The sequence below is a fragment of the Streptomyces sp. NPDC030799 genome, assembly GCF_055572255.1.
Genome location: NZ_JBVIDS010000009.1, coordinates 74236 through 99616 on the forward strand (window position 1 = coordinate 74236; position 25381 = coordinate 99616).

24 protein-coding genes, 1 pseudogene and 1 riboswitch are annotated in these 25381 nt (G+C 72.3%); of the genes and pseudogenes, 6 read left to right on the plus strand and 19 right to left on the minus strand.

What is annotated here, in order from left to right; all coding sequences use genetic code 11:
- Window positions 1–27: 27 nt before the first annotated feature.
- From ACZ41I_RS22930 to ACZ41I_RS22970, 9 genes are all read right to left on the minus strand, one after another.
- Entirely contained in the window at window positions 28–1113 is a 1086-nt protein-coding gene (locus ACZ41I_RS22930) for a hemolysin family protein (RefSeq protein WP_363217191.1), read from the minus strand.
- A complete protein-coding gene (locus ACZ41I_RS22935; protein ID WP_399771445.1) occupies window positions 1110–2444 on the minus strand; it encodes a hemolysin family protein in 1335 nt (444 codons plus the stop codon). Before ACZ41I_RS22935 ends, ACZ41I_RS22930 begins: the two co-directional genes overlap by 4 nt.
- Before the next feature lie 203 nt (window positions 2445–2647).
- On the minus strand, window positions 2648–3112 hold the full coding sequence (locus ACZ41I_RS22940) for a PH domain-containing protein (protein ID WP_363217189.1): 465 nt from the start codon (window positions 3110–3112) through the stop codon (window positions 2648–2650).
- A 15-nt stretch (window positions 3113–3127) separates the two neighbouring features.
- The gene (gene hisG, locus ACZ41I_RS22945; protein WP_363217188.1) at window positions 3128–3985 is read right to left on the minus strand and encodes an ATP phosphoribosyltransferase; all 858 of its coding nucleotides are present in this window, start codon (window positions 3983–3985) and stop codon (window positions 3128–3130) included.
- Window positions 3986–4035: 50 nt separating this feature from the next.
- The gene (locus ACZ41I_RS22950) at window positions 4036–4308 is read right to left on the minus strand and encodes a phosphoribosyl-ATP diphosphatase (RefSeq protein WP_007491392.1); all 273 of its coding nucleotides are present in this window, start codon (window positions 4306–4308) and stop codon (window positions 4036–4038) included.
- Window positions 4309–4341: 33 nt separating this feature from the next.
- Window positions 4342–4827, minus strand: a complete 486-nt coding sequence (gene ribH, locus ACZ41I_RS22955) for a 6,7-dimethyl-8-ribityllumazine synthase (protein ID WP_363217187.1) — start codon at window positions 4825–4827, stop codon at window positions 4342–4344.
- A 27-nt stretch (window positions 4828–4854) separates the two neighbouring features.
- The gene (locus ACZ41I_RS22960) at window positions 4855–6144 is read right to left on the minus strand and encodes a bifunctional 3,4-dihydroxy-2-butanone-4-phosphate synthase/GTP cyclohydrolase II (RefSeq protein WP_363217186.1); all 1290 of its coding nucleotides are present in this window, start codon (window positions 6142–6144) and stop codon (window positions 4855–4857) included.
- The gene (locus tag ACZ41I_RS22965) at window positions 6141–6782 is read right to left on the minus strand and encodes a nicotinamide mononucleotide transporter family protein (RefSeq protein WP_468514935.1); all 642 of its coding nucleotides are present in this window, start codon (window positions 6780–6782) and stop codon (window positions 6141–6143) included. The genes ACZ41I_RS22960 and ACZ41I_RS22965 overlap by 4 nt, the downstream gene beginning before the upstream one ends.
- A complete protein-coding gene (locus ACZ41I_RS22970; RefSeq protein ID WP_363217184.1) occupies window positions 6779–7387 on the minus strand; it encodes a riboflavin synthase in 609 nt (202 codons plus the stop codon). The genes ACZ41I_RS22965 and ACZ41I_RS22970 overlap by 4 nt, the downstream gene beginning before the upstream one ends.
- Window positions 7388–7549: 162 nt before the next feature.
- Window positions 7550–7680, minus strand: a riboswitch (FMN riboswitch).
- Between the two features lie 358 nt (window positions 7681–8038).
- Here ACZ41I_RS22970 and ACZ41I_RS22975 point away from each other — a divergent pair.
- Entirely contained in the window at window positions 8039–8782 is a 744-nt protein-coding gene (locus ACZ41I_RS22975; RefSeq protein WP_468321453.1) for an SDR family oxidoreductase, read from the plus strand.
- A 104-nt stretch (window positions 8783–8886) separates the two neighbouring features.
- Here the strand turns inward: ACZ41I_RS22975 and ACZ41I_RS22980 are convergent, their stop codons facing one another.
- Complete coding sequence (locus ACZ41I_RS22980) at window positions 8887–10122, minus strand: ROK family transcriptional regulator (RefSeq protein WP_468514936.1); 1236 nt, start codon at window positions 10120–10122, stop codon at window positions 8887–8889.
- 148 nt (window positions 10123–10270) lie between these two features.
- On the opposite strand from ACZ41I_RS22980, the gene ACZ41I_RS22985 reads away from it, so the two are divergent.
- A complete protein-coding gene (locus ACZ41I_RS22985) occupies window positions 10271–11485 on the plus strand; it encodes an MFS transporter (RefSeq protein ID WP_468514937.1) in 1215 nt (404 codons plus the stop codon).
- On the opposite strand, the pseudogene ACZ41I_RS22990 reads toward ACZ41I_RS22985, so the two are convergent.
- Window positions 11445–11597: pseudogene (locus ACZ41I_RS22990) on the minus strand (acyl-CoA thioesterase); the annotation flags it as partial. The gene ACZ41I_RS22985 and the pseudogene ACZ41I_RS22990 sit on opposite strands and share 41 nt — an antisense overlap.
- A 107-nt stretch (window positions 11598–11704) precedes the next feature.
- Here ACZ41I_RS22990 and ACZ41I_RS22995 point away from each other — a divergent pair.
- Window positions 11705–13099 carry a uracil-xanthine permease family protein gene (locus tag ACZ41I_RS22995; RefSeq protein WP_399771431.1) on the plus strand — a complete coding sequence of 465 codons (1395 nt, stop codon included), beginning with the start codon at window positions 11705–11707 and terminating at the stop codon, window positions 13097–13099.
- Here ACZ41I_RS22995 and ACZ41I_RS23000 read toward each other — a convergent pair.
- Entirely contained in the window at window positions 13081–14256 is a 1176-nt protein-coding gene (locus ACZ41I_RS23000) for a glycoside hydrolase family 6 protein (protein ID WP_468514938.1), read from the minus strand. The two genes, ACZ41I_RS22995 and ACZ41I_RS23000, sit on opposite strands and share 19 nt — an antisense overlap.
- A gap of 107 nt (window positions 14257–14363) precedes the next feature.
- Between ACZ41I_RS23000 and ACZ41I_RS23005 the strand changes: the two genes are divergently transcribed.
- Window positions 14364–15050 carry a DUF5995 family protein gene (locus ACZ41I_RS23005; protein WP_468514939.1) on the plus strand — a complete coding sequence of 229 codons (687 nt, stop codon included), beginning with the start codon at window positions 14364–14366 and terminating at the stop codon, window positions 15048–15050.
- Window positions 15051–15124: 74 nt separating this feature from the next.
- A complete protein-coding gene (locus ACZ41I_RS23010; protein WP_468514940.1) occupies window positions 15125–16054 on the plus strand; it encodes an LLM class F420-dependent oxidoreductase in 930 nt (309 codons plus the stop codon).
- 40 nt (window positions 16055–16094) lie between these two features.
- Here ACZ41I_RS23010 and ACZ41I_RS23015 read toward each other — a convergent pair whose 3' ends face one another.
- Together ACZ41I_RS23015 and ACZ41I_RS23020 are read right to left on the minus strand one after the other, a co-directional pair.
- Entirely contained in the window at window positions 16095–17792 is a 1698-nt protein-coding gene (locus tag ACZ41I_RS23015) for a flavin monoamine oxidase family protein (protein WP_363217177.1), read from the minus strand.
- 55 nt (window positions 17793–17847) lie between these two features.
- Window positions 17848–18636: a carbon-nitrogen hydrolase family protein gene (locus ACZ41I_RS23020; protein ID WP_363217176.1), complete on the minus strand. Its 789-nt coding sequence runs from the start codon at window positions 18634–18636 to the stop codon at window positions 17848–17850.
- 337 nt (window positions 18637–18973) lie between these two features.
- Between ACZ41I_RS23020 and ACZ41I_RS23025 the strand changes: the two genes are divergently transcribed.
- The gene (locus ACZ41I_RS23025; protein ID WP_363217175.1) at window positions 18974–19525 is read left to right on the plus strand and encodes a Repetin; all 552 of its coding nucleotides are present in this window, start codon (window positions 18974–18976) and stop codon (window positions 19523–19525) included.
- On the opposite strand, the gene ACZ41I_RS23030 is transcribed toward ACZ41I_RS23025, so the two are convergent.
- The 5 genes from ACZ41I_RS23030 to ACZ41I_RS23050 all read right to left on the minus strand — a co-directional run bounded on the left by ACZ41I_RS23030 (window position 19522) and on the right by ACZ41I_RS23050 (window position 25377).
- On the minus strand, window positions 19522–19902 hold the full coding sequence (locus tag ACZ41I_RS23030; RefSeq protein WP_363217174.1) for a DUF742 domain-containing protein: 381 nt from the start codon (window positions 19900–19902) through the stop codon (window positions 19522–19524). The genes ACZ41I_RS23025 and ACZ41I_RS23030 overlap by 4 nt on opposite strands.
- Window positions 19903–19910: 8 nt before the next feature.
- Window positions 19911–20348, minus strand: a complete 438-nt coding sequence (locus ACZ41I_RS23035) for a roadblock/LC7 domain-containing protein (RefSeq protein WP_399771421.1) — start codon at window positions 20346–20348, stop codon at window positions 19911–19913.
- On the minus strand, window positions 20338–22743 hold the full coding sequence (locus ACZ41I_RS23040) for a sensor histidine kinase (protein ID WP_468514941.1): 2406 nt from the start codon (window positions 22741–22743) through the stop codon (window positions 20338–20340). Before ACZ41I_RS23040 ends, ACZ41I_RS23035 begins: the two co-directional genes overlap by 11 nt.
- A gap of 94 nt (window positions 22744–22837) precedes the next feature.
- A complete protein-coding gene (locus ACZ41I_RS23045) occupies window positions 22838–24295 on the minus strand; it encodes an HAD-IA family hydrolase (protein WP_468514942.1) in 1458 nt (485 codons plus the stop codon).
- Between the two features lie 11 nt (window positions 24296–24306).
- A complete protein-coding gene (locus tag ACZ41I_RS23050; protein ID WP_468514943.1) occupies window positions 24307–25377 on the minus strand; it encodes an ABC transporter ATP-binding protein in 1071 nt (356 codons plus the stop codon).
- Window positions 25378–25381: the final 4 nt, after the last annotated feature.

The window sequence follows — 25381 nt, forward strand, 5'->3', positions numbered from 1 at the left end:
CGCAGCTCCCCGCCACCGTCCGAGCTCCTAGGCGAGCGCTCCCTCCGGCTCCCCACTGACCCTGGGCTCCGTCAGTTTCACGTCGCGCCTCTCCCGGTGCGCCGGATCCCGTACCTCACCGACCAGCATCTCCAGCACGTCCTCCAGGGCGACGAGGCCCAGCACCTTGCCGGACGCATCGGCGACCTGGGCCAGATGCGTGGCCGCTCGGCGCATGACGGTCAGTGCGTCGTCGAGCGGCAGCTCGGCCCGCAGCGTCGTCATGGGCCGCCACACGTGCTGCGGCACCGCCCGGTCGGAGTCCTCCAGGTCCAGGACGTCCTTGACGTGGACGTACCCCATGAAGGGACCCTTGTCCGTCGCGGCGACCGGGAAGCGGGAGTACCCCGTGCGGGCCGTCAGCTCGACGATCTGACCCGGGGTGATCGCCGGGTTCACCGTGACCAGGGACTCCCGGCGCAGCAGGACGTCCGTCACCGGACGGGAGCCCAGCTCCAGCGCGTCCTCCAGGCGTTCCCGCTCCTCGGGGTCGAGCAGGCCCGCCTGGCCGGAGTCCTCCAGCAGGCGGTTGAGCTGCTCGCTGGTGACCACGGCCTCCACCTCGTCCTTGGGCTCGACCCGGAAGAGGCGCAGGACGGCCTGGGCGCAGGCGCCGAGGGACACCGTGATCGGCTTGCACAGGCGGGCGAACCAGACCAGGCCCGGGCTCAGCCACAGCGCCGCCTTCTCGGGGGCCGCCATCGCCAGGTTCTTCGGCACCATCTCACCGATGACCAGGTGGAAGAAGACCACCGCGGCCAACGCGATCACATAGCCGAGCGGATGGATCACGCCGTCGGGCAGGTGCACCGCCTCGAACACCGGTTCAAGCAGCCGCGCCACCGTCGGCTCGGCCACCGCGCCCAGCGTCAGGGAGCAGACGGTGATGCCGAACTGGGCCGCGGCCATCATCTGCGGCAGCCGCTCCAGGCCGTACAGCACCTGGCGGGCGCGGGCGGTGCCGAGCGGTTCGATCTGGCTGCGGCGGACGGAGACCAGCGCGAATTCGGCGCCGACGAAGAAGCCGTTGGCGAGGACGAGCAGCGCGGCGAAGACCAGTTGGAGGACGCTCATCGGACGGCCTCCATCACGTTCACCGACGGGACCGTCCTGACCAGGCGGACCCGTTCGGCGCGGTAGTGGCCCACCTGGCGGACGGAGAGCCGCCAGCCGGGCAGTTCGGCGCGGTCGCCGGGGGCCGGGATCCGGCCGAGCAGGTCGGCGACCAGTCCGGCGACCGTCTCGTACGGCCCCTCGGGTACGTCGAGGCCTATGCGCTGCAGGATGTCGACGCGGCAGCTGCCGTCCACGTCCCAGGCGGGCCGGCCGTCCTCGGGCGGGGCCGGCAGCAGCTCGGGCACGTCCTTGGCGTCGTGCTCGTCGCGGACCTCGCCGACGAGTTCCTCGACGATGTCCTCCAGGGTGACCACGCCGGCCGTGCCGCCGTACTCGTCGACAACGACCGCGATCGGCTGCTCGCTGCGCAGCCGCGCGAGGAGCGGCTGGACGGGCAGGGTCTCGGGGACGAGGAGGGCCTTGCGGGCGATACGGCTGACCGGGGTGCGCAGCCGGTCGTGCACGGAGACCGCCAGGGCGTCCTTGAGGTGGGCCATGCCGACGATGTCGTCGATCTTCTCCCGGTAGACGGGGAAGCGGGACAGGCCGGTGGCCCGGGTGAGGTTGACGACGTCCTCGGCGGTGGCCGTGTCCTGCAAGGCGCTGACCTTCACGCGCGGGGTCATGACGTGCTGCGCGGTCAGCTCGCCCAGCGACAGGGTGCGGACGAACAGGTCGGCCGTGTCCTGCTCCAGGGCGCCCGCCTGGGCGGAGTGCCGGGCCAGGGAGACGAGTTCGCCCGGGGTGCGGGCGGAGGCCAGCTCGTCGGCGGGCTCGACGCCGAGCGCGCGCACCAGCCGGTTGGCGACCGTGTTGAGCGCGGCGATGACCGGGCGGAACAGCCGGGAGAAGTGATGCTGCGGGCCGGCCACGAACCGCGCGACCTGCAGCGGCTTGGACACGGCCCAGTTCTTGGGCACGAGTTCGCCGATCACCATCTGGATCGCGGAGGCCAGCAGCATGCCGACGACCACGGCGACACCGGAGACGGCGCCGCCCGGGATGCCGAGCGCGGCGAATGGGCCGTGCAGCAGCTCGGCCAGCGCCGGTTCGGCGAGCATGCCGACGACCAGAGAGGTGATGGTGATGCCGAGCTGGGTGCCGGAGAGCTGGAAGGACAGCTCCTTGAGCGACTCGGCGACCCTACGGGCCCGTCGGTCGCCCTCGGCGGCGGCCTTCTCGGCGTCCGTCGACTCGACGGTCACCAGACCGAACTCCGCGGCCACGAAGAAGCCGTTGGCGAGGATCAGCAGGAAGGCCGCTCCGAGGAGCAGCAGGGGGATGGTCACGCTGCCACCGCCTTCCCGGTATGTCGGGTCGGGGCGGCGCAGGTACTACAGGACGATCCGTCCATCGCTGGAGGGAGTCACTCCTCGGGTAGCAGGAACCCCTGTGCACCGGGCGGCACGCAGGGGCGGAGGCGCAGCGAAGAGGCCTCCGCCACCAGATTAATCAAGACAGGGGCCACTCGGGCAGGGTGGGCACCCCCGAGTCAGCCCTGATCTTCGACCGGGTGGGCCCCGGAGTGGGCTTCGGCAAGGGCTCGCAGGGCCTGCGCGTCGGCGATGGCGCGCTGTTTGGCGAGGCCCGGCTGGATGCCGAGCGCGGGCAGGCTGGTGCCGTCGCTGAGGTTGAGGAACACCCACGGGTCGCCCGGACGGAGGTTCACCTGAAGGATCTCCGCCCAGGCCAGGCGCCGCTTGCTGGCGATGTTCACCACGGTGACGCCGGACTCGTCGGCGACGACCCTCACCCGGGCCAGCTGGGCCAGCACCCAGAAGATCAGCGCCCCGGTGACGATGAAGCTGGCCCGCTCCCCCGGGCCCAGCTGCTCCAGCAGCAGGGAGACCCCGGAGATGGTCAGGAAGATCGCGGCACCGGCGGTGAGCAGGATGGCCCGGGTGTGGCCCGGCCGGAAGGTGACGGGAAGCGAGGGAAGGGTGGAGGTGTCGGACATCGCGGTGCGTACCCCTTACAGGCGGCAGGCGTGGATGGCCGTGGTGAGGATGGCGCGGGCGCCGATGGCGTAGAGGTCGTCCATGATCCGCTGCGCCTCCTTGGCGGGGACCATGGCGCGGACGGCGACCCAGCCCTCGTTGTGCAGCGGGGAGACGGTCGGGGACTCCAGGCCGGGGGTGAGCGCGACGGCCTTCTCCAGCTGCTCGACGCGGCAGTCGTAGTCCATCATCACGTACGTCCGGGCGACCAGGACGCCCTGGAGGCGGCGCAGGAACTGCTGCACCTTCGGCTCGACGGCCGCGTCCGCGCCGGCTCCGGTGCGGCGGATGACGATCGCCTCGGACTTCATGATCGGCTCGCCGAAGACCTCCAGGCCCGCGTTGCGCAGGCTGGTGCCGGTCTCGACGACGTCCGCGATGACCTCGGCGACGCCCAGCTCGATGGCGGTCTCCACGGCACCGTCCAGGTGGACGACGGAGGCGTCGACGCCGCTGTCCGCGAGGTGCCCCGCGACGATCCCTTCGTACGAGGTGGCGACCGTCTTGCCCTTGAGGTCCTCGATGCCGTTCGCGGTGCCCGGCTTGGCTGCGAAGCGGAAGGTGGAGCGGGCGAAGCCGAGCGGCAGGATCTCCTCGGCGTCCGCGCCGGAGTCGATCAGCAGATCGCGGCCGGTGATGCCCAGGTCGAGGCGGCCGGAGGCGACGTAGATCGCGATGTCGCGGGGGCGGAGGTAGAAGAACTCGACCTCGTTCTCCGGGTCGACGATCCGCAGTTCCTTGGACTCCCGGCGCTGCTGGTAGCCGGCCTCATGCAGCATCTCCGCCGCAGGGCCGGACAGTGAACCCTTGTTGGGGACGGCGATGCGCAGCATGAGGTCGGCTTCCTTTGCTCGTTCTCTACGGGACTGTGTGCGGGTACGGCTCAGAGGTGGGCGTAGACGTCGTCCAGGGAGATCCCGCGGGCGACCATCATCACCTGGACGTGGTACAGCAGCTGCGAGATCTCCTCGGCGGCCGCCTCCTTGCCCTCGTACTCGGCGGCCATCCAGACCTCGGCGGCCTCTTCGACGACCTTCTTGCCGATGGCATGGACGCCCTTGCCGACCAGCTCTGCGGTGCGGGAGGTGGCGGGATCGCCGTGGGCGGCCTTGTGCTGGAGCTCGGTGAAGAGCTCCTCGAACGTCTTCTTGGACATGATGGGCCCACCCTAGCCGCTAAGGCGGTCGGCCTAGTGCCAGGGTTCGGATACTGAACGGAGCGTGGCCGCGGTCGCGACCGCCGCGGTCACCGCCTCGTGACCCTTGTCCTCGTTCGAGCCCTCGATGCCCGCCCGGTCCAGGGCCTGCTCCTCGGTGTCGCAGGTGAGCACACCGAAGCCGACGGGGACGCCGGTCTCGACGCTGACCTGGGTGAGGCCCTGGGTGACGCCCTGGCACACGTAGTCGAAGTGGGGGGTGCCGCCGCGGATGACGACGCCGAGGGCGACCACCGCGTCGTAGCCGCGGCCCGCGAGAACCTTGGCGGCGACCGGCAGTTCGAAGCTGCCGGGAACCCGGATCAGGGTCGGCTCGTCGATCCCCAGGTCGTGCAGGGCGCGCAGGGCGCCGTTCACCAGACCGTCCATCACCTTCTCGTGCCATTGCGCCGCGATGACGGCGACCCTGAGGTCGCTCGCGTTGCGTACGGACAGTTCCGGTGCACCCTTGCCGCTCACGTCTCTCCTAAGTGCTTTCTCGCTTGCTTACTGGTTGCCGCAGGTGGATACGGCAGGTGTGTCCAGCCAGGGCAGGTCGTGCCCCATCCGGTCCCGCTTGGTGCGCAGGTAGCGGAGGTTGTGCTCGCCCGCCTGGACGGGCATCGGCTCACGGCTGCTGACCTTGAGGCCGTGGCGCAGCAGTGCGTCGGTCTTCTCGGGGTTGTTGGTCATCAGGCGGACGCTGCGCACGCCGAGGTCGGCGAGGATCTGCGCGCCGGCGCCGTAGTCGCGGGCGTCGGCGGGCAGCCCGAGTTCGAGGTTGGCGTCGAGGGTGTCGCGGCCCTGCTCCTGGAGTTCGTACGCCCGCAGCTTGGACAGCAGGCCGATGCCGCGCCCTTCGTGGCCGCGCAGGTAGACCACCACTCCCCTGCCCTCGGCCTGGATCCGTTCGAGGGCGGTGTCCAGCTGGGGGCCGCAGTCGCAGCGCAGGGACGAGAAGACGTCACCGGTGAGGCATTCGGAGTGGACGCGGACCAGGACGTCCTCGCCGGCGCCGATCTCGCCGTGCACGAGGGCGACGTGCTCGACGCCGTCGACGGTGGACCGGTAGCCGTAGGCGGTGAAGGTGCCGTGCGCGGTGGGCAGGCGGGTCTCGGCCTCGCGGCGGACGGTGGGCTCGCTGCCGCGGCGGTAGGCGATCAGGTCCTCGATGGAGATGATCGTCAGCCCGTGCTTGCGGGCGAACGGGATCAGCTCGGGCAGCCGCAGCATACGGCCGTCCTCACCGGCGATTTCCACGATGGCACCGGCCGGGCGCAGACCCGCGAGCCGGGCGAGGTCGACGGCGGCCTCGGTGTGGCCGTTGCGGACCAGGACGCCGCCGGGCCTGGCGCGCAGCGGGAAGACGTGGCCGGGGCGGACGAAGTCGGTGGGTTCGGCGGTGCCGCCGGCCAGCAGCTGGAGCGTGGTGGCGCGGTCGGAGGCCGAGATGCCGGTGCTCACGCCGTGGGCGGCGGAGGCGTCCACGGAGACGGTGAACGCGGTTTTCATCGACTCGGTGTTGTCCTGGACCATCTGCGGGAGCTGGAGCCGGTCGAGCTCCTCGGGCTCCATGGGGGCGCAGATGAGCCCCCGGCACTCGCTCATCATGAACGCGACGATCTCGGGGGTCGCGTGTTCGGCCGCGATGACGAGGTCGCCCTCGTTCTCCCGGTCCTCGTCGTCCACGACGACGACCGGCCGGCCGGCCGCGATGTCGGCGATGGCCTGCTCGACCGGGTCGAGCGTGAACTCCTCGAAGTCGGCGGTGTCGTACAGCAGCGGTGCCGAGGTCATGCCGGAGCTCCTTCCAGGACGGGCTGCGAGCTCCTGCGGGAGCGCAGCCACCAGTCGCGCATGCCCCACAGGACGAGTGCGCCGTAGATGACGTAGACGAAGCCGGAAAACGCGTAGCCGTTGGCGAAGTTGAGGGGTACGCCGACGAGGTCGACGAGCAGCCAGGCGATCCAGAACTCGACCATGCCCTTGGCCTGGGCGTACATGGCGACGATGGTGCCGACGAAGATGTAGGCGTCGGGCCAGGGGTCCCAGGACAGGGACGGGTAGGCCGTGAAGAGCAGGGCGACGGCGACCGTGCCGGCGGCGGCCGCGCCGAGCATCACCGCGCGCTCGCGCCAGCCGGCGAACCGGGGTGTGATGTGTCCGTCGGCGGTCCGGCCCTGGTGGCGCCGCCACTGCCACCAGCCGTACACGGCTACGGCCATGACGACGGCCTGCTTGCCGGCGCTGCCGGTCAGGTGGCCGTAGAAGGCGGCGAAGAGGACGAGGCCGGAGAGGAACTGCACGAGCCAGGTCCACAGGGAGCGGCGCCAGCCGAGGGCGAGGGTGATCAGGCCGAGGATGTTGCCGACCATGTCCGACCAGATGATGTGCTGGCCGAAGAGGGTGAAGGCCTCGGAGTTCATCCAGTTCACCGGGTGGCTCCCTGGGCGCGGTCGCCGAGGAGCCGCTCGACGTACTTGGCGATGACGTCGACCTCGAGGTTGACCGGGTCGCCGGGCTGCTTCACGCCGAGCGTGGTCAGGGCGAGGGTGGTGGGGATGAGGCTGACGGTGAAGTAGTCGGGGCCGGCCTCGACGACGGTGAGGCTGATGCCGTCGACGGTGATGGAGCCCTTCTCGACGACGTAGCGGGAGAGGTCCGCCGGGAGCGAGATCTTGACGATCTCCCAGTTCTCGGAGGGCGTGCGCGCCAGCACCTCGCCGGTGCCGTCGACATGGCCCTGCACGATGTGCCCGCCGAGGCGCGTGCCGACAGCGGTGGGGCGCTCCAGGTTGACGCGGGAGCCGACGGTGAGTGCGCCGAGGCTGGAACGCTTCAGGGTCTCCGCCATCACATCGGCGGTGAACTCGTCGCCCTCGTGCTCCACGACGGTGAGACAGACCCCGTTCACGGCGATGGAGTCGCCGTGCTGCGCGCCCTCGGTCACGACGGGGCCACGGAGCCGGAAGCGGGAGGCGTCGTCGAGGTTCTCGACGGCGGTGACCTCACCCAGCTCTTCGACGATTCCGGTGAACACTTCCCGGGTCCTCCTGCCTCTTCGGGCACGGACTCCGGGGCCTGTCGATGACGACAGAATCTACGGGTGAGCACACACCGGGGCGTCGCCGGAACGGACCCGTCCGCATACGGACGCGCCCAGATACGGCGGCGCGCACACGGAAAGACGCATGCCCGCCCGCCGCGCACTGCCTCCCATCCGGACTTTAACCGTCGGTCCAGGAATTTCACCTGGTCAACCGGCCGCTGGAAGCGACCGGGTCGCGGACTGTAACCGCCGGTTCGGACTTTCACCGACCCCGGAGTGCGCTGCTTCTGGTACAGGGCCAGTGTGCCACGCCGAACGACCGTCCAGACAGGTGGAGGGTGTGGGTTCCCTCACAGCGCGTGTCACCGGCCTTGCGCGGCGGAGTCACGTCGCACAACTGCCAGGCGGCCGGGGCGGCTTGACCTGGTCCGGATCCATTGACCGTTCTGGTCTAGTCCTTTTAGGGTGCGGTCGGGTCCGGCGGCGGTGACGACGGCCCTTGCCCGCCGCCGGACCGCCGCCAACTGCCGTCGCCCGGCCGGGCCAGCCGGGGCATGTCACGTTTTCCGGGGTCCGCGCGGTCTCATCCGGAGGAGGGCGCCCCGATGGGGGGTGCCCCGGGTCCGGAGGGACAGACACGGCATGACCACGATCCTGGTGACCGGCGGAACGGGCACGCTCGGCCGGTGCGTGACGCAGCGGCTGCGGGCGGACGGGCACGACGTGCGGGTGCTCAGCCGGCACGCACAGCCGTACGCCGTCGATCTGCGGGTGGGCGGCGACAAGCTGGATGCGGCGCTCGCCGGTGTGGAGACCGTGGTGCACTGCGCGAGCACCCAGCGGGGCGGGGACGAAAAGGCGGCCGAGCATCTCGTCGCGGCGGCGCGGCGGGCCGGTGTGGGCCATCTGGTCTACATCTCCATCGTCGGGACCGACCGGGTGCCGCTCGGCTACTACCGGACCAAGCTGGCCGTGGAGCGGCAGATCGAGGCGTCGGGGCTCGGCTGGACCATTCTGCGCACGACCCAGTTCCATGACCTGCTGGTCTCGGTCCTGAGCGGGCTGGCCAAGGCGCCCGTCCTGCTGGTTCCGGCCGGGGTGCCGGACCAGCCGGTGGAGGTGGGCGAAGTCGCGGACCGCCTGGCCGCGTTGGCGCTCTCCGGTCCGGCCGGGCGGGTGGCGGACATGGGCGGCCCCGAGGTACGGAGCCTGGACTCCCTGGCCCGCTCCTACCTGCGCGCGACCGGCCGGCGCCGGGCGGTGGCGCAGGTGCCGCTGTTCGGCGGGACCTACCGCGCCGCCCGCGCGGGCGGTCTGCTGACGCCGGAACAGGCGGTGGGGAAGACGACGTTCGAGGAGTATCTGGGGCGGCGGTTCGGCGGCTGACGGAAGAGAGACGGGTGGCCGGACCCACGTCTTCGGGACGGCCACCGGCCGACCGGCGTGCAGAACGGTCGCACCGTCGGCGGGTGCGACCGCGGCCCATCCGGTCACCGGCCCGGGTGAGGCCGGGGCCTTGCGAACAGGTCCTCCTGGGCGCGGTCCCGAGCCGTCAGGAGGGCTCCGCGCAGCACCGCCGTGCCGCCGAGGGTGCTGGCGCGGACCTCGGTGATCAGGGGTGACATACGGCTGAGCCGCTCCTCCACGAGGCCCGCGAGGACCGCGCCGCCGGCCTGGCCGACCTCGCCGCCGAGCACGACACACCCGGGATCGAGCACGGCCACCACGGCCGCGGCCCCCAGGACGATCCGGTCCGCCAGGGCGTGGAGAAACCGGCCGGCGGGGCGTCCGGCAGCCGAACGAGACACAGTGGAGCCCCCCTCCGCCGCCTCCGCCACGGCCCGCCGGAGCACGCGGGCCGCGCCCGGTCCGTCCATGGTGGCCGGTACCGGCAGGCCGCACTCCGCAGCCAGGGCGCCGATCGCCGCCGCGCCCGCCAGTGAGTGGAAGCCTCCGTCGCAGTCGCTCGCCGAGGGCAGCGAGACGGTTCCCGGGACCGGCAGGAAGCCGATCTCGCCCGTGCCGCCCGAGGCGCCGCGACGGAGCGTGCCGTCGAGGACGACGGCCGCGCCCACGCCGTGGCCCAGCCAGAGCAGGACGAAGGTGTCCCGCTCGCGCGCGGCACCCTCGCGCTGTTCGGCCAGCGCGGCGAGGTTCGTCTCGTTCTCCACGGTGACGCGGGCCCCGGGCAGACGTTCCTGCAGCGCGGCGGCCAGGCTGCGGTGCCAGGCGGGCAGGCCGCCGGAGTCGCGGAGATCGCCGGTGGCCGGGTCGACGAGGCCGGGGGCGCCGATGCCGACGGTGTGCAGCCGGTCCGCTCCGGCCTCCTTCGCGGTCCGCTCCACCGCCGCCACCGCCTGCTCCACGGCGGGTCCGGTCCCGGTCTCGCCGCCGATCGGTACGGACGCCTCGGCGAGCACCCGCCCGACGAGGTCGGCGACCAGGACGAAGACACCCCCGGTGCGGACGTCGAGGGCGGCCAGGTGAGCCCGGTCGGCGACGATGCCGTACAGCCGGGCGTTGGGACCGCGGCGCTGTTCGCCGGACTCGCCGACGACCGTGATCAGCCCGGCGTCGGTGAGCCGTTCCACGAGGTCGGCGACCGTCGGCCGGGACAGGCCCGTCAGCTGTTTCAACTGCCCTGCCGTCAGCGGGCCTTCCTGCTGCAACAGCCGCAGGGCCAGGCGGTCGTTGATGGCCCGGGCGGTGCTGGGTGATGCGGGCATGACGGGAATCCTCCCAGATCGGCGACCCTCCCGGAGCCGTGGCGCCCCTGACGGCGGCCGTAAAATCACCTATCTATCAGGCAGGGTCCCTGATAGTTTACGGCGCAAGCCGGCGGGGGGCGGGGAACTCTCGGGGAGGGACGGGAACATGGGTGACGTGGGATGCGCACGTGGCGAGGTGCGACGCGCCCGGTATGCCGTGGCGGCCGTGTTCGCCGTGCACGGCGCGGTGACGGGTACGTTCGCCACGCGCGTGCCGTGGATCCAGGACCACGCCGCGCTGAGCTCGGGCCAGTTGGGGTTCGCGCTGGCCTTCACGGCGTTCGGCGCCTCGTGCGCGATGCCGCTGGCGGGCCGGATCAGCCACCGGTTCGGCAGCCGTACGGCGCTGCGCGGGCTGCTCACGCTGTGGACGCTGTCACTGGTCCTGCCGTCCCTCGCGCCGAACCTTTACGGCCTGTGCCTGGCGATGTTCGCCTACGGCGCGAGCGCGGGCATGGCCGATGTGGCGATGAACGCGCTCGGTGTCGAGGTCGAACGGCTGCTCGGCAAGTCGATCATGTCCGGGCTGCACGGCATGTGGAGCGCGGGTGCGCTGACCGGCTCTGCGGCCGGGACGCTCGCCGCACACCTCGGCTCGGACGCCCGGCTGCACTTCGCGCTCACCGCTGCCGTGCTCACCGTGCTCGGCCTGGTGGTCTGCGCCTGGGTGCTGGATCTGCAGCCCGCCGAGAACGAGGAGCCGCCGCCGCGGTTCGCGCTGCCGCCGCGCTCGGCGCTGCTGATCGGCACGATCGGCTTCTGCGCGGTGTTCGCGGAGGGCGCGAGCCTGGACTGGTCGGCGGTGTTCCTGCGGGACCGGCTGGACGGCTCGGCCGGTGTGGCGGCGGCCTGCACGACCGGCTTCATGCTGACGATGGCGCTGGCCCGGATCGCCGGGGACACGGTGGTGAACCGGTTCGGCGCGGTCCGCACCGTCCGGGGCGGCGGCATCCTGGCCGTACTGGGCGGTCTGCTGATCGTCGTCGCGGGGCATCCGGCCGTGGCGATGGGCGGGTTCGCGCTGATGGGGCTCGGCATCGCCGTGGTCGTCCCGCTGTGCTTCGCGGCTGCCGGGCACGCCGGGCCGAACCCGAGCCAGGCGATAGCGGGCGTGGCGACGATCACGTACACCTCGGGGCTGATCGCGCCGGGCCTGATCGGCGGGGTGGCCCAGGCGACCAGCCTGGTGGTGTCGTTCTGCGTGGTGACGGTGCTGGCGTGCGGGCTCGCGGTGTTCGCGGGCGTGCTGCGCACGGCCGAGCGCGGCACGCGGAAGGAGATCAGCCCGCAGCCCGCAGCAGTTCCCGGCCCACGGTCCTGAAGGCGTCGGTCCATGGCGTCGGCCGCAGCGTCGTGGCATCCAGCCGGACCAGCACCCGGTAGGTCAGGCCCGTGGTGCCGAGCCGTTCCAGCCAGAGGTGGACGGCGTGGGCGGCATGCCAAGCGACCGCTCAGAACCCCCTTCGGAAGCGTGGGGTGCCAGGCACCCCTGACAATGGTTCGGGAACCCCCTTAGGTACGTAAGAAAGCGAAACCCACCATGGACCTCGGCGTGCGCTGGAAACTGCACGGTGACGGGCGCACGCCCGCGCCCGGAGCGGTGGTACGCCCCGATGAACGGCTGTCCTGGCCCCGCACGGTGGGCCTGGGGGCCCAGCACGTGGTCGCGATGTTCGGCGCTTCCTTCGTGGCGCCCGTGCTGATGGGTCTCGACCCGAACCTGGCCATCATGATGTCGGGCGTGGCCACCGCGATCTTCCTGCTCGCCACCCGCGGTCGTGTTCCGAGCTATCTGGGCTGCTCCCTGTCGTTCGTGGGCGTGGCCGCCGTCATCCGCGCCCAGGGCGGTACGAGCGCCACCGTGACCGGCGCCGTCCTCGTGGTCGGCGCGGTGCTGTTCCTGGTGGGCCTCGCCGTGCAGCGCTTCGGCGCGCGGATCATCCACGCGGCCATGCCGCCGATCGTCACCGGCGCGGTCGTCATGCTGATCGGCTTCAACCTCGCCCCGGTGACCGCCGCCACCTACTGGCCCCAGGACCAGTGGACGGCCCTGCTGGTCATGCTGTTCACCGGACTGGCCGTGGTCTGCCTGCGCGGCTTCTGGTCCCGTGTCGCGATCTTCCTCGGGCTGGTCTTCGGGTACGGCGTCTCCTGGGCCTTCGACCGGATCTTCGGCAAGATCCACTCCATGAGCCCGAGCGGCAAGGTCACCGACCACTGGCGCCTCGACCTCTCCGGCGTCTCCAAGGCCGACTGGATCGGCCTGCCGCACTTCCACGGGCCGTCCTTCCAGTGGTCGGCGGTCCTGGTCGCGCTGCCGGTCGTCATCGCCCTGGTCGCGGAGAACGCGGGGCACGTCAAGGCGGTCGGCGAGATGACCGGCGACCCGCTGGACGACAAGCTCGGTACGGCGATCTCGGCGGACGGCGTCGCCTCCATGCTGTCGACCGCGGCGGGTGGCCCGCCGAACACCACGTACTCCGAGAACATCGGCGTGATGGCCGCGACCCGCGTCTATTCCACCGCCGCCTACTGGGCAGCGGCCGGCTTCGCCCTGCTCTTCGGCGTCTGCCCCAAGTTCGGCGCGGTCGTGGCCGCGATCCCCGGCGGTGTCCTCGGCGGCATCACCGTGATCCTGTACGGCATGATCGGCCTGCTCGGCGCCCAGATCTGGTTGCACGCCAAGGTGGACCTGCGCAACCCGCTGAACCTGGTGCCGGCCGCCGCGGGCATCATCATCGGCGTGGGCAATGTCAGCATGAAGTTCACCAGCACCTTCTCGCTCAGCGGCATCGCCCTCGGCACCCTGGTCGTCATCACCGGCTACCACGCACTGCGCGCCTTCGCCCCGGCCCATCTGAAGAAGCAGGAGCCCCTGCTGGACGAGGGCACCTCCAGCTACGACACTCAGCAGGCTCAGCGCGCCAAGTCGTAGGCGTACGACGGTGTGAACGTCCCGGCCGCGCCCCGGCAGCCGTCGGACTCCCCCGGCAGCTTGACCCACAGATAGGCGTCGATCCGGGCCTCGCCGGTGTCCAGGGTCGGGGCCCGGCCGAGCTTCCGGCCGGCCGGATCGCACCACTGGCCGTCCGGCGGGGCGCCGTTGCCGTTGCGGCTGGTGTCGATCACCGCGCCGAGGCTCGCCGGACCGGCGAGCGCGTCGAGGACCTGACGGTCGTAGACGATCTCGTCGGCCGTGCTGCGGAAGTTGGAGACGTTGCTGAAGACGCCGTCGGCGTCCGCCGCGCCCGCCTGTCGCAGCAGGGCGGCCTGCTCGGCCGGCGGGTGCCAGCCGGAGTGGCCGGCGTCGTAGTAGACGCGGGCCTGCGGATCGGCGGCCTTCAGCACCCGCCCGGCACGGGCCAGCGAGGCGAACCTGGCCGCGCGGTCGGCCTCCGGCAGGCAGTCGGACTGGGCGATCGCGTCCGGTTCCAGGACGATCACCACCTCTCCCGTGCCGAGCCCCTGCGCGAAGGCGTCGATCCAGGTGTCGTAGGCCGCGAGGTCCGGCGCGCCGCCGCGGGAGGCGCCGCCGCAGTCCCGGTCCGGGATCGCGTACGGCACGAGCACCGGGACCCGGCCCCGCTCCGCCGCGTCCGCGGTGACCGCCCGCACCCGGGCGGTGACGCTGTCCGGGTCCGGGTCGGTGAACCACACCGCGGCCGGCCGGCCGGCGATCCGGGCGGCGATGAGGCCGGTGCGCGGATCGCCGGGGTGGGCGCGGACCCAGTCCAGCACCTGGGAGCCGGGGTGGCGGTACAGGAGCGGTGACACGGGGACGGCCCGCTGCCTGCTCCCGGTCGGGGTGGGGGCGGGCGTGCTCGGCGCAGTCGGCGTCGGCGTCCTGGTGGCGGCCCTGCCCGGGGAAGGTGCGGCCGGCCTCGGCATGGGAGCCAGGGTCGGTGTCCGGGCCGCCTCGGCGCGGGCCCGGCCGGCGCCGGGTCCGGGTCCGGAGTCGAGCGCCGATATCACTCCGGTGACCGAACCGACCACGGTCACCACCGACGCCGCCACCACCATCAGCCCGCGCCGCACGGCACGCCTGCGCGCGGCCCGGCGCTCGGCGAGACGCCGGGTACGTAAGCCTGACACCGTGCCATTCCCCCCTCGCATCCGCGGCCCGCCGTCCGTTCCCCCGTTCCGGCGAAGCACCGGGCCGGTCGGCACGCCCGTCGGCCCAGGGCTGGGACCCTTCCCCCATGACGCAGTTGGGACACTTCACCACTCCTGTCGACGCGGTCGTCTCCCGGATGCGCGCCCTGGACGCGGCCCTGCCCGAGCGGGACGGGGTCGCCGTGTTCAACCGCGTCTACCGCTCCGTCACCGAGGAGGTCGACCGGCGCCTGGACGCCAGGGAGTTCCCGGATCCACGGGCGGCGATCGCCCTGGACGTGCGGTTCGCCGAGCGGTATCTGGCGGCGGTCGACGCGGCGGCGGCGGACCGCCGGCCACCCGCCTGCTGGCGCCCGCTGTTCCAGCTCCGCCGCCATCCCGGGGTACGGCCGCTGCAGTTCGCGCTGGCGGGCATCAACGCGCACATCGGGCACGATCTGGCGCTCGCCGTGGTGGACGCCTGTCGTACGCTCGACTGCGAACCATTAGATCTGGAGGACGAGTTCGACCGCGTGGGCGACATCCTCGTCTCGCTGGAGGAGCGTGTCCGCGAGGATCTGATGCCGGGTCCCGACCTGCTCCAGATCGCCGATCCGCTCACCCATCTGCTGGGCTCCTGGAGCCTGGAGCGGGCCCGCGACGCGGCCTGGGCGGCGGCACGGGCCCTGTGGGCGCTGCGCCACTGCGGCGACGTGGCCGAGGAGTTCACCGAACGGCTGGACAGGGCGGTGGGGTTCGCGGGGCGGATGCTGCTCACTCCGCTCACGGAATGATCCCGTCACCTCGGAACTTCCCGGTGGCCGTGGGACGTTGAGCGGCCAGGACCCGATCACAGAGGAGTGGCGGTATGGCGACCCGGCTCGGTCTCGGTCTTCCCCAGATGCGGCAGTACTCGATCGGCAAGGACGTCCCCGAGGTGGCACGCGCCGCGGAGGACATCGGCTACGACAGTCTGTGGGTCTTCGAACGGGCGCTGTTCCCCGAGCCCGCGACCCAGGGTCTGTACGGCGTCGAAGGCCTGCCATGGCCGGACCAGTACCGGAACGTGGCCGACCCACTGGTCACCCTCACCCTGGCGGCCGCCGCCACCGAGCGGGCGGAGCTGGGCTCCAGCGTCCTGGTGGCTCCGCTGCACGGTCCGTTCCAGCTCGCGAAGGCCCTGGCCACGCTGGACTCGGCGAGCGGCGGGCGGGTGCTCGCGGGCCTCGGCACCGGCTGGTCCCTGGACGAGTACGCGGCCTCGGGCGTCCGGCCCTTCGAGGAGCGCGGCGCGGTCCTGGACGAGATCATCGAGGTGCGCCGGAAGGTGTGGGGCCCGGATCCGGTCGTCCATGACGGAAGCCTCACCCGGATCGCCTCCGCCGTGGTCGGGCCCAAGCCCGCGCGGCCGATCCCGATTCTGCTGGCCGCGGGCAGCCGGCGGGCCTTCCGGCGGCTCGTCGACCACGCCGACGGCTGGCTGCCGGTGGGCATGGGCGCCGAGCAGGTCGCCGCCCAGTGGCGGCAGTTGCGGGAGCTGGCCGAGGAGCGGGGCCGTACGCGGCCGATCCGGACGGTGCTGCGGGTGAACACCAGCCGCCAGGCGAAGCCGTACGAGGGCCCGGACCGCCGGCCCTTCCAGGGCGATGTCGACCAGATCGTGGCGGACCTCGTGGACTACGCCCGCATCGGCCTGGACGAGATCCTCATCGACCTGCAGGGCACCGCCCGGGACGCACGCGAACTGACGGACGTCGCCGCGGAGGTGTTTGAAAAGGCGCGGGCGGCCGGAGTCTGAGTCCGGCGGCCCGCGCCTTGGTCCTTGCTCGCTCGTCCGGTCAGTCCTCGGGCAGCTCCACGGGGGCGATCTCGTCGTACAGGTCACCCGGGCCGGGGTTGGCCGGGTCGGTCTGGCCACCGAAGTGGTGCATGACGCCCCAGACCGCGTTCAGCGCGGTCTGGACGGCGCCCTCGGCCCAGCCGGCCGTCCAGGAGATGTCGTCGCCGGCGAGGAAGATGCCCCGCTTGTCCTCGGGCAGCCGGTCCTGCATGAAGTGGGTGAACAGGCGCCGCTGGTAGCGGTAGTGGCCTGGCAGGTTGGCCTTGAACGCGCCCATGAAGTAGGGCTCGTTCTCCCAGGAGACCGTCACCGGGTTGCCGATGATGTGCTTGCGGATGTCGACCTTCGGGTAGATCTCGCCGAGCGACTTCAGCATGACCTCCATCCGCTCGTTCGCGGACAGCGGCAGCCACTTCAGGCTGTCGTCGCACCAGGTGTAGGACAGGCAGATCACGGCGGGCTTGTCCGGACCGTCGTCCAGCAGGTAGGTGCCGCGGGTCATGCGGTCGGTGAGCGTCATCGACATGACGTCCCGGCCGGTCTCCTCGTCCTTGTCCAGCCAGAAGGGCCGGTCGACCGGGACGAAGAGCTTGGAGGACTCCATGTAGTGGGTGCGCTCGATCGCGGTCCAGTGGTCGATCGGGAACAGCGAGTCGTCGCAGGCGATCTTGGACAGCAGCATCCAGGACTGGGCGGTGAAGATGGCCGCCTTGTAGGTGCGGATGTCGCCGTTCGCGTCGGTCACGGTGATCTGGTTGCCCGCGGTGCGGTGCAGCCGGGTCACGGCCGGGCGGGGCTCGCCGTCCATGTGCAGGGACTTCAGCGAGGTGCCGTAGGGCCAGTGGACGATCTTCTCCGGCTCGCGCTCCCACAGGCGCAGCGGCAGCTGCTGGGAGCCGCCGACGATGCCGCGGTGGTGGTCGTCGGCCTCGGTGTAGACGACGCGGAGGATCTCCAGGATGGAGTTCGGGAAGTCGGTGTCCCAGCCGCCGGTGCCGAAGCCGACCTGGCCGAAGATCTCGCGGTGCCGGAAGGACTTGAAGGCCTCGGAGTCGCAGAGGAAGCCGTAGAAGGTCTGGTTGTCGAGCTTCTCGACCAGCTGGGCCCAGATCTCGCGGATGCGCGGGACGTCCCGCTCGCGCATGGCGCGGTTCATGTCGGAGAAGTCGGCACCGTCTTCGAGGCACTTGTTCCAGGCCTCGGCGACGTCCCGGTAGACCTGGGGCAGGTCGTCGATGGTCTCGGCGTAGTGCGACTCGCCCTTGAGGTCCACGACGGTCGAGGGGGTGGCCTCGGCCAGCGGGTTCGGGAAGGGACGGGTCTCCAGGCCCACCATGTCGATGTAGTGCTGCAGGGCGGTGGAGGACGGCGGGAAGCGCATCGCGCCCATCTCGGCGGTCAGCGTCTCGTCGCAGCCCTCGAAGCCGACCGTGCGCAGCCGGCCGCCGATCTGGTCGGCCTCGTAGACGACGGGCTTGAGGCCCATCTTCATCAGCTCGTACGCGGCCACGATGCCGGACAGGCCACCGCCGATGACCGCGACCTCGGTGCCGTGCTCGGTCGCGGGTATCTGCCCGAGGCCCGCCGGGTGGGCGAGGAAGTCGTCGTAGGCGTAGGGGAAGTCCGGGCCGAACATGGTGATCGGCGGCTGCTGCTCGTCGTTGTGCTCGACGGCGTTGGGCACCGTGGACGTCATGGGGTACGGGACTCCTTGCGCGGGGGCGAAACGGGGAGGGAGGACTCGGGGGGGGTCAGACCAGGGACCCGTACAGACCGGGGCGGCGGTCCTTCAGGTACGGGTTGGCCTCGCGGGACGCGGCCAGGAAGGCGGGGTCGACATCGGCGATCACCAGCTCCTCGCCGCGGCCGGCGCGGGTGCGGGCGATGCCGTCGGGCCCGGCGAGGGCGGAGAGTCCGAAGAACTCGAACTCGCCCTCGTGGCCGACCCGGTTGACGTACGCGACGTACATCTGGTTCTCCCAGGCACGCACCGGCACCATGGCCTCGGCGACGAACTGGAACGGGTGCATGTTCGCCGTCGGCACCACGAGCAGGTCGGTGCCGGCCAGGGCGTGGGCGCGCGCGTTCTCCGGGAACTCGACGTCGTAGCAGATCATGAGGCCGACGGTCAGTCCGCCCAGCCGGGCCTGGACGAGCGACTGCTCCCCCGGGGTGAAGTGCTCACGCTCGGCACAGCCGAAGAGGTGGGTCTTGCGGTAGTTCGCGAGGCGGGTGCCGTCGGCGGAGATCAGCTGGGCGGAGTTGTAGACGGTCTCGCCGTCGCGCTCCGGGTAGCCGTAGACGATCGCGATGCCGTGCCGGGCGGCCGTCTCCGCGATCGCGTCGGCGGAGTCGCCGTCGGCGGGCTCGGCGAGGCGGCCGATGTCGTCGCCGATGGCGTACCCGGTCAGGAACATCTCCGGTGCGGCGATCAGCGCGGCGCCCGCGGCGGCGGCACGGCCCGCGGCCTCGTCGAGGACCTTGAGGTTCTCGACGATCGAGCCGGGGCGGCCGGAGCTCTGGAGCAGGGCGGTGCGCATGCGGGGTCCTCACCGGAAAGCGGGTTCTTGGGGCCGGAGTGGCGGCCCGGGAAGGTTTTTCGGGGCCATGAAGAAGGTACGGTCGGCGCGCTCGGCCGGACAAGAAGGAGCCGTTGCGCGCCTGTGCGCGGATCGTTGCGTGGAAGGAGGGTCTGTCGGCGATTCGTTGCGCGCCCGGGGGGCCGTATCCCGTCCTTCCCGAGGCGCAGGTCACGGCCGGGGTTCCCCGCCGGACGGCGGAGATGGGGTCCCGCCTGCGGGGCGATGTGCGGCCGGGCCGTCGCCGGGAGAGTGGTGATCGTTCAGTTCACGCGCTTGACCTGCGGAAAGGACCGTCATGAAGCGTCGTACGAAGATCGCCGCCGTCACCCTCACCACCGCCCTGCTGATCACCGCCGGCACGGCCGGGGCGGCACTGGCCTCGGTCGGCGGGACGCACCCCCCTCAGCGGGAGGCCGCCTCCCTGACCGGTACGGCCAAGCTGTACCGGTCGGCCGGGGACGACATCACCTTCAGCTTCGACGCGCATCTGGCGCCGAAGAACAACATGAACCCGCTCAAGGCCACGGGCACCTTCGAGTTCAGCCACTACCTGCACGGTCAGGGGGCCTGGGCCAAGGCCAAGGTCGACTGCCTGGTCACCGGCGGCCCGGTCGCCGTCGTCTCCGGTGTGATCACCGCGTCCGACCTGCCGGGGGCGAAGGGCAAGCGGGTCGGCGTCACGGTCCACGACCTCGGCCGGCACGACCGGCTGGGCTACAGCTGGGCGGGGGTAGGCAGCCCCAGGGACACCAAGGATCTGCCGCCGTGTGTGTCGTCCGCCCCGTTCGAGAAGGTGAAGCAGGGCACGGGTGACTTCAAGGTCGTGCCCTGGCAGCCGAAGCTCTAGATCTCCCGCAGACGCTGCACGATCTCCCGCAGCAGCCCCGGGTCGGCGGCCGGGCCGCCGGCCGGGAGGCGGCGCGGCTCGTCGATGCGGATCAGGCTCGCCTCGGCCAGATCGCCGAGCAGGACCCGCAGCACGGTCAGGGGCAGATCGGCGTCCGCGGCCAGCTCCACGACGGGACGCGGGCCGCGCCGGATCAGTTCGAGCAGGGCGGCCCGGGCGTGGTCGACGTCCGGCCCCGGCGCGTCGGTGTCCAGCGCGGTCACCCGGGACATCAGGTCGATGGCGTGCGCGCCCGAGGGCCGGGTGCGGCCACGGGTCACCGTGTAGGGGCGCACCATCGGCCCGGTCTCGTCCTCGTACCAGTGCTCGTCGCTCACGTGCGGGATCAGCTGGGGTTGCGCGTGGCCGCGTCCAGGTGGCGGCCGAGGCGACGGACCAGCAGGGCCATCTCGTGAGCGAGCTGGCCGACGTCGGTGCGGGCCTCGCTGAGCACGGCGAGCCGGCTGCCGTGTCCGGCCGGGGTGATGAAGAGGTAGGCGTCGTCGAGCATCACCATGGTCTGCCGCACCCCGCCCGCGGCGAACCGCTCCCCCGCCGAGCGGGCGAGGCCGTGGAAGCCGGAGCAGACGGCGGCCAGATGCTCGATGTCCCGCCGGCGCATCCCCTCCGAGCTGCTGAGGGGGAGGCCGTCGGCAGTCAGCAGGACGGCCTGACGGACGTGGTCGGTGCGCGCCACGAGGTCGTCCAGCAGCCATCCGAGATCCGTGCCGGGCGCTCCGCCGGGCACGGCGGGTTGCTCGGGCCTCTGTTCGTCACCGGGCATCGTCGGTGTCCGTCCCTTCGTGGGTGTCGTTGAGGGGAAGGTTCGCATGGTCGGGTGCGGATGCGTGGTCGGGTGCGGGTGCGCGGTGGCTGGCCGCGCCGTTCCCCGCGCCCCTGGGGGGTTGCGGTGCCGTCGGCTCCGCGGCACCGGAACTCCGGGCCACCTCGCCGGTTGCCGGCAGGCCCCTGCGGCCGCGGTCCAGCCCGCGCTGGAAGGCGCCGAAGATCGCCCGCATCTCCTCGGCGTCGGCTTCCGGTGCCCTCGCCGTTCTGTCCTCCGCCGGCGGCTCCTCCCGCAGCTCCGGCACGAGGGACGCCTGCCGGATCCGGGTGGGCAGAGCGGGCTCGGCCGCCGGTTCCGGCGCGGGCACGGGCGTGAGCCGGGTGGGTGCCGGTGGCTCCGCCACGGGTGAGCTCTGCTGCTCGGCCCGTGCTGCGGATCGCCTTCTGGAGGGCAGCTCGTGCACCTCTGCCCCCACCACCGGCTCCACCTCCGCCAGCACCCCCTCCGGCAGCAGCACCACCGCCGTCGTCCCGCCGTACGGCGAATCGCGCAGGGTGACCTCGATGCCGTGCCGGGCGGCGAGGCGGCCGACGACGTAGAGGCCGAGCCGGTCGTGGCGGGTGGGGTCGAAGGCGTCCGGGTCGGTGAGGGTGCGGTGGGCGTGCGCGCGGGCGTCGGCGTCGAGGCCGAGCCCCCGGTCGTCGATCTCCAGCACGAACCCGCTGCCGACCCGTCCGGTGCGCAGCGTGACCTGGGTGTGCGGCGGCGAGAACACCGTGGCGTTCTCCAGCAGTTCGGCGATCAGGTGCACCACGTCGGCGACCGCGTCCGCCGCGACGCCGGCCTCCTGCATGGGAGGAACCACCACGCGCGCATAGTCCTCGATCTCGCCGACGGCCGAGGCGACGACGTCCGCGACGGGTACGGGCCGGCGCCAGCGCCGGCCGGGCGTGGCGCCGGAGAGGATGATCAGGCTCTCCGCGTGCCGGCGCATGCGTGTGGTCAGGTGGTCGATGCGGAACAGCTCGCGGAGCACGTCGGGGTCGTCCGTGCGCCGTTCCAGGGTGTCGACGAGCTTCAGCTGCCGGTGGACGAGGGCCTGGTTGCGGCGGGCGATGTTGAGCAGCACCGCGAACAGGCCGCGGCGCAGGGTCGCCTGCTTGACGGCGGCCTCGACGGCGGCGAGTCGCGCGGTGTTGAAGGACCGGCCGACCTGGCCGATCTCGTCGTCCCGCACCTCGCCGGTGGCCAGCGGCGGTGCCTCCGCCACCGCGTCCACCTCCTCACCCGCACTCAACCGGCGCATGACATCGGGAAGTTGTTCCCTCGTCAGGACGTCGGCCGCGTCCCGCAGGGTCTCCAGGCGCCGTGAGATGCGCCGGGCCCCGCGCACGGCGAACCACAGGGAAAGCCCGACGGCCCCGAGTCCGACCACGCCGACGACGGCCGCCTTGGTCAGCTCCCGGTAGGCGAAGGCCCGACCGCGTGCGGCGGAGTTCTCGGCGGACTGCGTGCACAGTTGCATGTACCGCTTGACGGCCCGGTCGGTGGTGGACCGCCAGGTGTCCGCGGCGACGGCCTTCCCGGCGCCGGCGGCCCCGGCCCGCAGCAGCGCGTCCTCGCCGCGCGCCAGCGAGCCGTACAGGTCCCCCCGCTGGAACTGCTCGAACAGCGCACGCGAGTCGCCGGGCAGGTCCGGTACGTACGTCCGCTGGAAGACGCGCCGGTCCTCGATGGTCTCGGTCAGGCTGTCGTACTGCCGGTCGGTCAGTGTGCCGGCCGCCCGCGCCCCGGCGACCAGTGCGTCCTCCCGCGAGACGAACTCCCGTACCCGTACCAGCTCGATGACGACCTGCGCCTCACGGGCGAGTTGTCCGGCCTGCAGGGCGGTGAGGGTGGACTGCACGTCGAAACCGGGCTCGACGAGCGCGCTGTACCGGTCCACGGCCCGGTCCCAGGTGATGTGCCGGGACAGCACCTGTGCGCGCAGGTCGTCCAGCTTCCCGGTGGCGGTGACCATGGCGTCCAGCGCCTGTCGCTGCCGTGCCGTGAGCCGGCTGCGGTCACCGCCCCGGACCGCCTGCCGCATGGCGTCGACGGCCCGGTCGGTACGGCGCTGCTGCCCGAGCAGGTCGCCGGCGGCGGCCGTGTCGAGACGGGCCCCCAGGTAGGCGGCGGACATCCGGCGCTCGATCTGGATCTGCCCGATCGCGGTGTCCACGGGGGTGCCGAAGTCCTCGTACACCCCCTGAAGCCGGATCAGCGCGCGTGTTTCGCCGGTGACGGACCACATGGCGAAGCTCCACAGCCCCATCAGCGCGACGGCCGGGGCGAGCGCGAGCGCCACGATCCGCGCACGGACGGTGGTGGGACGGCCGAGGGGCCAGCGCATGGAGTACCTGCCGCTGTTACCAGTCAGTACAAAGTTCGGCACAACCTACGGGACGATCACCCGAACCGCAATGGTGACCTGCGGTAACCCCGGGTCACAGCCGGGTCACGGCGAAGGTGGTCACCACCGCCGCGTGGTCGGAGGGCCAGTCGTTGTCCGCGACGTCCGGCCAGGGCCGCGGGCTGCCGGTGACGAGGGTCCGCGCCTCCCGGACGGTCAGACCCCGGTGCAGGACGTAGTCGATCCGGTCCTGCGGTTCGGGCCGCCCGCTGCCGTCCTCGTGCACCGGGTGGATCGGCGACCAGGTGTGGCCGGGCTCGGCGACGGGATCCGGGTGGGCCTCGCGGTAGGAGTCGGCGAAGCCCGCGTCCTCGGCGGCCTTCGTCACCGGCCAGGCGACCTCCGGCCGATCCAGGTGCGAGGGGCAGTTGAAGTCGCCGAGGAGGACGACCGGGACGCCCTGCGCGGAGGACTCGTCGATGCGGCCCAGCGCGTCCCGCATCTGGGCGAGCCGCACCTCCTCGTGGGCGATCAGCTCCGCCGCCGGCAGCCCGTCGAAGGCGGACTCGTGGGGGCCGTACGGCGTGCAGTGCAGATGCGCGGTCCACACGTCGACCTCGCGGCCGGGCGCGAGGGCGATGCGGACGCCCGCGGCGCCGTAGAAGCCGACGTCCGGGTCGCCGAGGGGGGCGGTGATCGGGTGGCGGCTGATGACACCGAGGTTCTCGCCGGCCCGGTGGTGGTGCCAGCCGAGTGCCTCGGCCAGCTCCTGGGCGGCGGTTCCGCCCGTCTCCTGCAGCCCGACGACGTCGGCGCCGCTGTCGATGATGGCCTTGAGCTGCTTGGCGCGATGGTCGTCGACCTCGCTGCCGCCCAGCCACAGGTTCCAGCTCATCACCCGCAGCTCGGGGGCGGCCATCCCCCGCAGTTCCTCGACCGTGACCGTGGCGAGGCTCTCCCGTACGGTCCGCCCGGGCGCCGCGCCGATCGGCGCGAGGGACGGCACGGCGAGTACGGCACAGCCGGCGGCCTCGGCCGAGGCCACGCCGGTCGCGGTGTCCTCGACGGCCACGCAGCCGGCGGGGTCGGCGCCGAGGGCGCGGCAGGCGGCGAGGTACGGGTCGGGGGCGGGCTTGGTGCGGGCGGTGTCGTCGACGGTGACGGAGACCGCGAACCGCTCGGCGCCGAGGGCGTCGAGGACGACGTCGGCGACCGCGCGCGGGGACGCGGTGACCAGGGCGACCGGTACGCCGGCGGCGGCCAGCGCGTCCAGCAGGCCGAGGGCGCCGGGCCGGGGGACGACCCCGGTGCGGACACGTTCGGCGAACTCGTGGTGCAGGCGGGCCGAGAGGTCGGCGGGCTGCCCGCCGGTGGCCGCGGCGAGCCAGGCGGCGGTGTGCTCGACCGGGCGGCCGAGCACATCCGGCTGGTCGGCCTCGGTCAGCGGGCGCCCGGCGACCTGCTCGACCGCCTCCCACCAGAGCCGCTCGGTGTCGACGAGCGTGCCGTCCATGTCGAACAGGACCGCCTGAAGGGCGGTGTGGGGGGTCACGGAGTCGTTCCTCACTTCTGGGTACGTTCGGCCACGAGCACCGGCCGCTGAGGCAGTGACACGGCCACGGCGGTTCCGGCCCCGAGCCCGGTGGCCTCGTGCGCGGGCAGGTCGGCCTTGACCTCCGTGCCGTCGGCGAGCCGTACGGTGACCCGGACGACCGCGCCGAGGAAGGCGGTGGCGACGACCCGGGCGCTGCCCTGCTCGTCCGGGCGCACCTGTACGGCCTCGGGCCGCACCAGCACGTCCACCGCACCGTCGGACACCTCGCCGTCGGCCGGCAGCCGCTGCCCGAGCACCGCGGCCGTGCCGTCCGTCAGCTCGCCCGGGATCCGGCTCATGGTGCCGACGAACTCGGCGACGAAGGCGGTGGCGGGGCGGCCGTAGAGCTCAGCGGGCTCGGCGCACTGTTCGAGCCGGCCGGCGCGCATCACGGCGACCCGGTCGGCGACCGAGAGGGCCTCCTCCTGGTCGTGGGTGACGAAGAGGGTGGTGATGCCGAGTTCCTGCTGAAGCCGGCGGATCTCCTCGCGCAGGGTGAGCCGTACCTTCGCGTCCAGTGCGGACAGCGGCTCGTCGAGCAGGAGCACGCGCGGGCGCAGGGCCAGGGCGCGGGCCAGCGCGATGCGCTGCTGCTGGCCTCCGGAGAGCTGGTGCGGGTAGCGCTCTCCCTTGTCACCGAGGCCGACCAGCTCCAGCAACTCGGTGGCGCGGGCACGCCGTTCGGCGGTACGGACGCCGCGCATGCGCAGCCCGAAGGCGACGTTGTCCACGGCGTTCAGATGCGGGAAGAGGCTGTACGACTGGAAGACCATGCCGGCGTCGCGGCGGTGGGCCGGGACGAGTGTGACGTCCTGGCCGTCCACCAGTACGGCGCCGGAGTCGGGGTGTTCGAATCCGGCCAGCATGCGCAGTGCGGTGGTCTTGCCGCAGCCGGACGGGCCGAGGAGAGCCAGGAACTCTCCCGGGCGGACGGTGAGGTCGAGTCCGTCGAGGGCGACGGTGGCCCCGAACTCGCGGCGCAGGCCGCGGAATTCGACGGTGGCGGCCTTGTCGAGCGTCTCGGGCAGGGTGGCGGTCATGTGT